Below are 9070 nucleotides of genomic sequence, written 5' to 3' on the forward strand. Positions count from 1 at the left end.
GAAAGATCCGAAGACTGCCTGGGCACCGTCAGTCCCTGGGAGGCGCCGGCCTTCAACGCGGCCCGGGACTGCGAATGAACAACCAGGAGCCGAGCCTATCGGCTCCGCCAGGCTGGTCGTCCTCGAGCCAGCCGCATTTGCGATAGAAGTTTCGCGCCGCCTGGTTCCGTGTCTGGCACTTCAGCGACAGCGCCGGACCGTATCGTTTCACGGCCTCGCCGAGCAAGGCGGCCCCGATGCCGCAGCCGGCGAGGTCGGGATCGACATAAAGGTGATGCAGGAAATTCTCCGGCGTGTAGATGGCGGCAAAGCCGGCGACCTGATTGCGCGCCTCGGCCACCAATATCCGTTCACCCCTGGTGACCTCATCGAAACCGGGGCCGTCGAAGACCGGCCAATCGGCCCAATAAAAGGCCAGGCGCCCGGCCTTGGACAGGATTCGGGCGCAAGGCTCGCGATCGCCCGAGTTGAACTCGCGGATCATGGCATCGATCGGCACGCGATCCTCTCGTCTGGACGATCGGCGGGGGCGGACTGCCCTCGCCGACCCGGGAGCAGATGCGTTCGAGCGCAAGCCTTGCCTGCGCTCTTGCGCCTGTCTTGGGCGTCTTCGCCATTCCTGCCGATTCCGTCAAATTGCAACTGGCTCAGAACAAGAGGCAGCCTCACTCGACGTCGAACTTCACGCCCTGGGCGAGAGGCAGCGTGCGGCCGTAATTGATGGTGTTGGTCGCGCGCCGCATATAGGCTTTCCAGGCGTCGGAGCCGGACTCGCGACCGCCGCCGGTTTCCTTCTCGCCGCCGAAGGCACCGCCGATCTCGGCGCCAGAGGGGCCGATATTGACATTGGCGATGCCGCAATCGGAGCCGCGTGCCGACAGGAAGGTTTCGGCCTCGCGCATGTCATTGGTGAAGATGGAGGACGACAGGCCCTGCGGCACGTCGTTATGCGCGTCCAGCACGGCATCGAGATCGCTGTATTTCATCACATAGAGGATGGGCGCGAAGGTCTCTTCGAGCACGGGGCCGACCTGGGCCGGCATCTCGACCAGGGCCGGAGCGGCATAGTAGGCGTCCTCCAAACCGAGATCCACGCGTCCGCCGCCATGCACGGAGCCCCCGGCTTGCCTTGCGGCCGCAAGCGCCTTCTGCATGGCCTTGAAGGCCGCTTCGTCGATCAGCGGGCCGATGAGGGTACCGGCTTCCAGCGGGCTGCCGATCGAGACCGAGGCATAGGCGCGCTTGAGGCGCGGCACCAGGGTGTCGTAGACGCTGTCATGCACGAAGAGGCGGCGCAGGCTGGTGCAGCGCTGGCCGGCCGTGCCCATGGCGGCGAAGGCGACGCCGCGCAAGGTGAGGTCGAGATCGGCCGACGGGCAAACGATGGCGGCATTGTTGCCGCCGAGTTCCAGGAGGGACCGGGCAAAGCGCTGGGACAGGCGCGGCCCCACCGCGCGGCCCATGGCGGTGGATCCGGTGGCCGAGACCAGCGGAACCTTGGCATGGTCGACCAGGATTTCGCCAAGCTTGCGGTCGCCATAGAGCACGCCATGCAGGCCGGCCGGTGCCGCGTCACCTCCAGCCGCGAAGCGCGCCAGGGCACGCTCGACCAGCGCTTCGGTCGCCAGAGCGACCAGCGTGGTCTTCTCGGAGGGCTTCCACACCACGGCATTGCCGCAGACCAAAGCGAGCGCCGTATTCCAGGACCAGACCGCCGCCGGGAAGTTGAAGGCCGAGATGACGCCGGTGACGCCGAGCGGATGCCAGGTTTCCATCATGCGATGGTCGGCTCGCTCGGTGGCGATGGTGAGGCCGTAGAGCTGGCGCGACAGGCCGACGGCGAAGTCGCAGATGTCGATCATCTCCTGGACTTCGCCCAGGCCCTCTGACGTGGTCTTGCCGACCTCGATCGAGATCAGCCGGCCCAGCGCCGACTTGTGGCTGCGCAGTTCCTCGCCGAGCAGGCGGACGAGCTCGCCGCGCCGGGGCGCAGGCACGTTGCGCCAGGCAAGGAAGGCCTTGTGCGCAGCCTCGATGCGCGCCAGCGCCTCGTCGGCATCATTCGCCTTGACCGCGGCCAGGGTCTCGCCGGTGATCGGCGAACGGGCCTGGATGCTGCCGCCGGTATAAAGCTCGGCCTTGACGCCGACCTCGACGAGCAAAGCGATGGCGTCCGAGGCGACGCTGAGGGGCTCGGCCGGGCTGCGGCGCTGGGAAGACGAGGCGGTCATCGTGGTCTCCTTGCTGGAAAAACGAAACGGGTTGTTACGATCGGGCCGGGCTCTCGACATGAGCGAGCAGGGCCTGGGCCGGGTGAAGCGGTGAAAAGCCGGCGCATCGCTTGGTCTGGCAACGGCAGGAAAAACCGGTGGCGAGAACATTCGAGGGCGCGAGACCGGCAAGGCGCGAGCCCCAGCTCATCGCGAACAGCTCCTTCGACATCCCGGCATGCTCGGCCTCGTGCCCGAACAGGCCCGCCATGCCGCAGCAGCCGGTGGCGTGCAAAGCCAGTTCTAGCCCGAAATGGCGGAAGATCCGCGTCCAGGCCTGGCCGGTTCCGGGCCTGGCCGTCTTTTCGGTGCAATGGGGAAAGAGGTGATAGGGCCCGGATTGGGAGAGGGCGCGCGGTTGCCCCAGCCGCCCGCTTTCGAGCGCCTCGATCAGGAACTCGTCGAGGCTGTGGATCGGCAGCGCTTCGCCGAGGCCCGGACCGGCATATTCGTGATCGCGCATCAGCACGGTGACGGGCTCGATGCCGACGACCGGCAATCCCGTGGCCAGCAGCCGGCTGTGATAGGCTTTGGCTGCACCGGCGACCTTGGCGAATTCATCCAGCAAGCCCAGGACATGCAGCGACTTGCCGTTGGCGGCCGCGGCGGCCCGATGCACGCGATAGCCCAATTGTGCCAGCAGGGCGGCGACGGCATCGACGACGACGCCATCGAAGGAGCTGGTGAAGCTGTCCTCCAGGAGAATGATCTCGGCATGACTGGCGCCGGCCGCCAGCCTGGTAAGGTCGCGCTGCTCCAGGTGCGGCACCGAGGCCGGCACGGACAGGCGCGGCAGGTCGGCGAGGCCCACCCGGCGGGTCAGGCCCGAGGCCGTCAGCAGGCGCAGGCCGAGATTGGCGGTCCTGGGAAAGCGCCGGGCCAGGGCCAGGCCAGGTTCCATCGCGGCGACGATTCGGTGGCGCAGCGGCCGGCGGCGGCTCTTGAAATAGCGATGCAGGAAGCGCGCCTTCATCGTGGGAATGTCGACCTTGACCGGGCATTGGCTCGAACAGGCCTTGCAGGACAGGCAGAGGTCCAGTGAAGCCTTGAGCTCGTCCTCGATCTCGGCGGCGACCTGAGTTTCGGCGGTCGAGGTCGATCGCGCCCACTCGCGCAGCATTGCCGCCCGCCCCTTGGGCGAGTGTCGGCGGTCGCGCGCGAGCTTGTAGGACGGGCACATCGCATCGTGCCTGTCCCAGTTGAAGCAGGCGCCATTGCCGTTGCAGGCGATCGCCCTGTCGTAATCGCGCTGCAGCGGGGCCGCGATGGTGCGGTCCTTTTCGCCGCGCAGCGGCACCCCGTCGATGCGCTCGACCGGATGGCGGGCCGCATCGGCGCTGGCGAGCTTGCCGGGATTGAACAGGTTGAGCGGATCGAAAGCCCGCTTGAGGGCGCACAGCTCCTCATAGAGCCTGCCGCCGAAGAAGAAGGGCGAATATTCGCCGCGATAGCCGCGGCCATGCTCGCCCCAGAGCAGGCCGCCATATTTCCGGGTGAGGGCGGCGACGGCATCGCTGACAGGCCGGATCAGGGCGGCATCCTCGGGGATGCGCAGATCGAGGGCCGGGCGCACATGCAGGCAGCCGACATCGGCATGGCCGAACATGCCATAGGCAAGGCCGTGGCTGTCGAGAATGGCGCGGAATTCCTCGACATAGGGCGCCAGCTTTTCGGGCGGAACGGCGGTATCCTCGACGAAGGGCGTGCCCTGCTTGCCGCCGCCGAGGCGGCCGAGCAGGCCGACGGCCTTTTCGCGCAGGGACCACAGGCTGGCGATGGTCCCGGCGTCGGTGACGATTTTCCAGTCGAGGACGATGCCGGGCTGCTCCGCCAGCAGGCGCGACAGCCGGGCCAGCCCGGCCTCTACTTCCTCCCGGCTTTCGCCGACGAACTCCACGAAGTTCAGGCCGCCCACGGGCTTGCCGTCATTGCCGCCCAGGACACTCTCGATCGCACCCCAGACCATATCCTGCCTGGCGAGGGACAGGATCGTGTCGTCGAGAATCTCGATGGCGGCCGGTTCGGCCGCGAGCAGGCGCTGGACGTCGATGAGGGCGCCCTGGAAACTGTCATAGCGGATCGGTACCAGCGCCCGGCAGGCGGGACGCTTGCGCAGCCGCAAGGTGAGGCGGGTGGTGAAGGCGAGGGTGCCTTCCGAGCCGGCCAGCAGATAGGACAGGCGGAAGCAGCCGTCCTCCCCGAGCACCTGCTTGAGATTGTAGCCGGTGAGGCCCCGGTTCATCTCTGGAAAGGTCGAGGCGATCAGCCCCTCATTCTGCTCGATGACCCGCAGGACTTCGCGATGGATGCGGCCTGCAGCGTCTTCCCGCTTGGCCAGCCTGCGCGCCTCGGCGATGGTCATTGCCTCGACCTGGAAAGTCTCGCCATTGGCAAGGACGATCTCCATCGCCTCGATATAGTCGGAGGTCTTGCCATAGATGCGCGAGCCCTTGCCGGAGGCATCGGTCGCAACCATGCCCCCAAGGGTGGCACGCGAGGCGGTGGAAACGGTCGGCGGAAAGAACAAGCCGTAGGGCTGGAGATAGTCGTTGAGCTGGTTGAGCACCACGCCTGGCTCGACCGTCACCCTTTGCCGTTCGAGGTCGAGCGCGAGGATGCGGTTCATGTGACGGGAGGTATCGACCAGCACCCCGCGCGTCAGCGACTGGCCGTTGGTGCCTGTGCCGCCACCGCGGGGCGAGAGTGGAATGCGATGATCGCTCGCCAGCCTGACGATGCGGGCGATATCGTTCCCGTCGCGTGGAAACAGCACGGCGGCCGGCTCGACCTGGTAGATGCTGTTGTCTGTGGCATGAACGATGCGGCTGGCATGATCGCGCGCGATGTCACCGGCAAAGCCGGCGGCTGCCAACGCTGACAGGAAGGCATCGAGCCCCGGGGGGACAGCCTTCTCGTCGACCCGCACTCTCATATTCATGGCCGCACCGATCCCTATGCGATGGCCATCATCGCCAAATGGGGATTGCCGAGCTGCGCGAGGGCGAGATCCAGCGATTGCTTTTCGGTCGCGGCATAGAGGGCGAGTTCGTCCTGGGCGGGCGCGCCGAGAGCGTGTTCGAACTCGGTGCGGTTCGAGCGCTCGCCATAGTTCTGCTGCTCGTCGGTGCCCAGGTTCGACTGGAAGATACCGGCGGCGCTGACGGGCAGGAAGTCCTCATAGACGATCGGGTCGAAGCGCAGGAAGCCGGCTTGGACCAGTTCGTCGATGGTTGCGGCAAGCTGCTTCCTCTCCCTCGCTGCAAGACCTTGCGCGGTCGCCGAATAGCGGAAATAGGCCAGGCCCTGGGCGCGCAGCTCGGACCATTCGTCGGGAAAGGCGCGGAAACGCCCGGCGAGTTCCGACTGGTAGTCGCCGGCATTGGCACCGCTCTGGCCGACGCGCACGTCGGAGCGCACATCGGACAGCAGGGTGTCGTAGAGCCGGCGTCCCTTCGGGGTCAGAGCGATGCCGCGCTGCTCGATTTCGCCGAAGCGGGCAGTATGCGTGCCTGCGCTGCCGTCGCCGCCTTCGTTCCGGAACTCGATCGGCTCTTCGAGCGCCTTGAAGCTGGTCTGGCGCAGCAGGATGGCGCATTTGCGCCGGGGGGGACCCTCGATGACGGCCTTGGGAGTGATGCCGCGGGCGGGCATGCCGGCCTGCACGGCGTCGATATCGAGGGTGCGCGGCGTCAGGTGGTTGATATGCGGGCCCTTGAAGCTGACGACGTCGGCGATCAGGCGATGGGCATCGTGCAGCTTCTCATAGGTGCCGAGCGAGACCGTGGCCTTGGCGTGCCAGCGGAAGGTCTCGAGCGCTTCGGCGACGAACTCCTGCGCTTCGTCCGGCGTCAGGCCGCCCAGCATTTCGGAGCGGGCCACCAGTTCGAGCGCGCGCACCGTGAAGATGCGCCGCGCCGCCAGGATGCGGGCTGCCTCGGTGCGCAACGCCTCGTCCTCGATCAGCTCCAGCCTGAGCAGCGAGGTGAAGACGCGGAAGGGATTGCGGCGCAGGCTGGCATCGTCGATTGGGCGGAAGGCCGTGGAGTGGACGGGAACACCGGCGACCGAAAGGTCGTAGTAGCCAACGGGAAACATGCCCATCACGGCAAAGATGCGGCGAATGTCGAACAGCTCCCGGGCCGTACCAAGGCGGATGGCGCCATGGCGCTCGAGGCTCAGGCGGGCCAATTCGTCATGGCGCGTCAGTGTCTCCCGCAAGGCGCCGTCCTCGGCGAGGGTGGTCTCGTTGACGTCGGCGACCAGCTCCATCAGCGTGCCATATTGCGGCACCTCGCTGCGATACATCCGTGACATGGCCGTCGAGAACAGGGTCCGGATCTCGTCTGGATGCAAGAAGGTCTGGTTGGCCATGTCCCGGGCTCCCGTTGCGTCTCGATTGGGCGACGATCTCATTCGCAATCGTCATGTTGTCGAGCTTCATGCGCCGGTGGACACAGGTTGGATAGCAATGTTATCTCAACAGTTCATACCGAATGGGAATGAGTGCAGTTGCGAGCCAAACGGGAGCCCAATGAAACGACATTGCTGTTGGAAGTGCCCATCGATAGCCCAGCCTCTGGGACGGCCCATGTCGGTTCGCGGGTGAAGCGATGCAAGGGCCACGCCGTTTCCTGCCCTCGATCTCCCTGCTCTGTGCCTTCGAGGCGGCGGCGCGTACAGGTAGCGTGACAGCCGCAGCCAGGGAACTCAACCTGACGCAAAGCGCCGTCAGCCGGCAGATCAAGCTTCTCGAGGAGCAACTCGAAGTCGAGCTGTTCCACCGCGAAAAACAGACCATCAGCGTTACGCCGGGCGGGGAAGCCTATGCGCGTGAAATCCGCGATGCCCTGCGCAAGATCGGCACCGCCTCGCTGATGCTTCGGGCCAATCCGCTGGGAGGCACGCTCACCCTGGCGATCCTGCCGACCTTCGGCACGCGCTGGTTGGCACCGCGGCTGCCGCAATTCCTGTCGCACAACCCCGGCATCACCATCAATCTAGTGACGCGCCTGTCCTATTTCGATTTCCGACAGGACCCTGTCGATGCCGCCATCCATTTCGGTGGTTCGGACTGGCCCGGCGGCGAAATGGAAAAGATCCGCTCCGAGACCGTGGTGCCCGCCTGCAGCCCGGCCTTGCGCGACCAGTACGGCTTCCAGTCAGCTGCCGATCTCCGGAATGCCTCGCTGTTGCACCTGACCACCAGGCCCGATGCCTGGGAGCGCTGGTTCGCCCTGCATGGCGCGCCGGCCCAATCGGTGCGGGGCATGCTGTTCGACCAGTTTGCCACGGCCGCCCAGGCTGCGATCGCCGGGCTCGGGGTCGCCCTGTTGCCCGAATTCCTTATCCTCGAGGAGCTCGAGGCCGGTCGGCTGGTCAGGGCCCTCGACCTGCCGATGGTGAGTGCAGAGGCCTACTACCTGGTCTGGCCCGCCGATCGTGCCATGCATCCGCCCTTGCTGGCCTTCAGGCAATGGCTCCGTACGCAGGTCTCGCCCGAAGGCGAATAGACGATCGTCTTGATGGTCAATGTCAATTCATTAGATTTAAAATTATTTATAATTATCTGATTTATATATTTTTTATTCAAAATCTTAGAGGCGCACGTCGACCATGTGGGCGAGCCGGGCGCCCACTTCATAGCCGGTCTCCTTCAAGGACCGGAAGGCGGCCGGCGTAAGGTCGGTTCTTGCCAGCGGCAGCTCGGCTTCGCTTATCGTGCCGAGGATATGATCCGCCAATGCCCGGCCGAAGACGGTGCCCGGTGCGATGCCACGGCCATTATAGCCGGAAAAGCCGACGGCCTGCGGTCCGTAGCTGTGGAAGCGGGGCAAGGCATTAGCGGTCATGCCGATCTTGCCGAACCATTCATGTTCGAATTCCACCCGCCCGATGGCCGGGAACAATTTCCGCAGGGCGCGTTTGGCCCAGTTCTTGTGAATGGCAGCGCCGGTTTTGCTCAGCGCGCCCACGCTGCCGAAGACCAGTCGCCCGGACTGATCCATGCGGAAAGACGAGAGCACGGTGCGGGTGTCCCAGACACCCTCGCCACCCGGCAAGATCTGTTTGCGCAGTGCCGGCGCAAGGGGAGCCGTGGCCAGATTGAAATAGGGCAGATGCACTTGCTCGTTGCGCACCTTTTCCCAGGGCCCCTGGCCATAGGCGTCAGTTCCGACCACGATCCAGGCCGCCGTCACCTGGCCCTGCGGGGTGGTCACGACCCAGCGGCCGCTGCAATGCTCGACATCGGTGACCGGGCTTCCCGTATGAATGTGGCCGCCCTGGCGCAGTACCGCATCGGCAAGGCCTCTTGCATAGGCCAAGGGCTGGAGCGTGCCGGCCCTTCTGTCGAGAAGGGCGCCGGCATAGGCCTGCGTGCCGACCCGCCCTGCGGTTTCCCCGGCGTCGAGAAGCTCGACCGGCGCGCCTCGCGCGTGCCATTGGCGGGCGCGTTCTTCGATTTCCTGCAGCCCCTTGCGCCCGACCGCACAGTGCAGCGTGCCGTTCGTCCTGAGTTCGCAGGCGATATCGTGCCGGGTAATCAGGTCCTTGACCACAGCCGGCGCGTCGCCGAGCATCTGCAAAAGGCGTTCGCCATAGACCGGCCCCAGTTCTCCCGGCAGATCCTGCGGCATGACCCACATGCCGGCGTTGATCAGGCCGACATTGCGGCCGGAGCCGCCAAAGCCGATCTCGACGGCTTCCAGCAGGTGCACGCGCGCCCCGGCCTCCGCCAGATGCAGGGCGGCCGAAAGCCCCGTATAGCCACCGCCGATGACGGCGACATCGGCGGTGGGCGG

General features: G+C 65.9%; 6 protein-coding genes. 1 reads left to right on the plus strand and 5 read right to left on the minus strand.

Going from position 1 to position 9070, the window contains the following annotated elements:
* Nucleotides 1-52: 52 nt before the first annotated feature.
* The 4 genes from BA190_RS29390 to BA190_RS29405 all read right to left on the minus strand — a co-directional run bounded on the left by BA190_RS29390 (nt 53) and on the right by BA190_RS29405 (nt 6641).
* On the minus strand, nt 53-499 hold the full coding sequence (locus BA190_RS29390) for a GNAT family N-acetyltransferase (RefSeq protein WP_082980116.1): 447 nt from the start codon (nt 497-499) through the stop codon (nt 53-55).
* Between the two features lie 166 nt (nt 500-665).
* A complete protein-coding gene (locus tag BA190_RS29395) occupies nt 666-2231 on the minus strand; it encodes an aldehyde dehydrogenase family protein (RefSeq protein ID WP_068296474.1) in 1566 nt (521 codons plus the stop codon).
* A gap of 34 nt (nt 2232-2265) precedes the next feature.
* On the minus strand, nt 2266-5208 hold the full coding sequence (locus BA190_RS29400; RefSeq protein WP_082980117.1) for an FAD-binding and (Fe-S)-binding domain-containing protein: 2943 nt from the start codon (nt 5206-5208) through the stop codon (nt 2266-2268).
* A gap of 14 nt (nt 5209-5222) precedes the next feature.
* Nucleotides 5223-6641 carry a VOC family protein gene (locus BA190_RS29405; protein WP_068296475.1) on the minus strand — a complete coding sequence of 473 codons (1419 nt, stop codon included), beginning with the start codon at nt 6639-6641 and terminating at the stop codon, nt 5223-5225.
* 239 nt (nt 6642-6880) lie between these two features.
* On the opposite strand from BA190_RS29405, the gene BA190_RS29410 reads away from it, so the two are divergent.
* The gene (locus BA190_RS29410; protein WP_068296478.1) at nt 6881-7780 is read left to right on the plus strand and encodes a LysR family transcriptional regulator; all 900 of its coding nucleotides are present in this window, start codon (nt 6881-6883) and stop codon (nt 7778-7780) included.
* A gap of 84 nt (nt 7781-7864) precedes the next feature.
* On the opposite strand, the gene BA190_RS29415 is transcribed toward BA190_RS29410, so the two are convergent.
* A partial coding sequence (locus BA190_RS29415; RefSeq protein ID WP_068296481.1) for an FAD-binding oxidoreductase occupies nt 7865-9070 on the minus strand: 1206 nt, incomplete at its 5' end.

This window comes from Labrys sp. WJW, assembly GCF_001676615.1.
Classification (GTDB): domain Bacteria; phylum Pseudomonadota; class Alphaproteobacteria; order Rhizobiales; family Labraceae; genus Labrys; species Labrys sedimenti.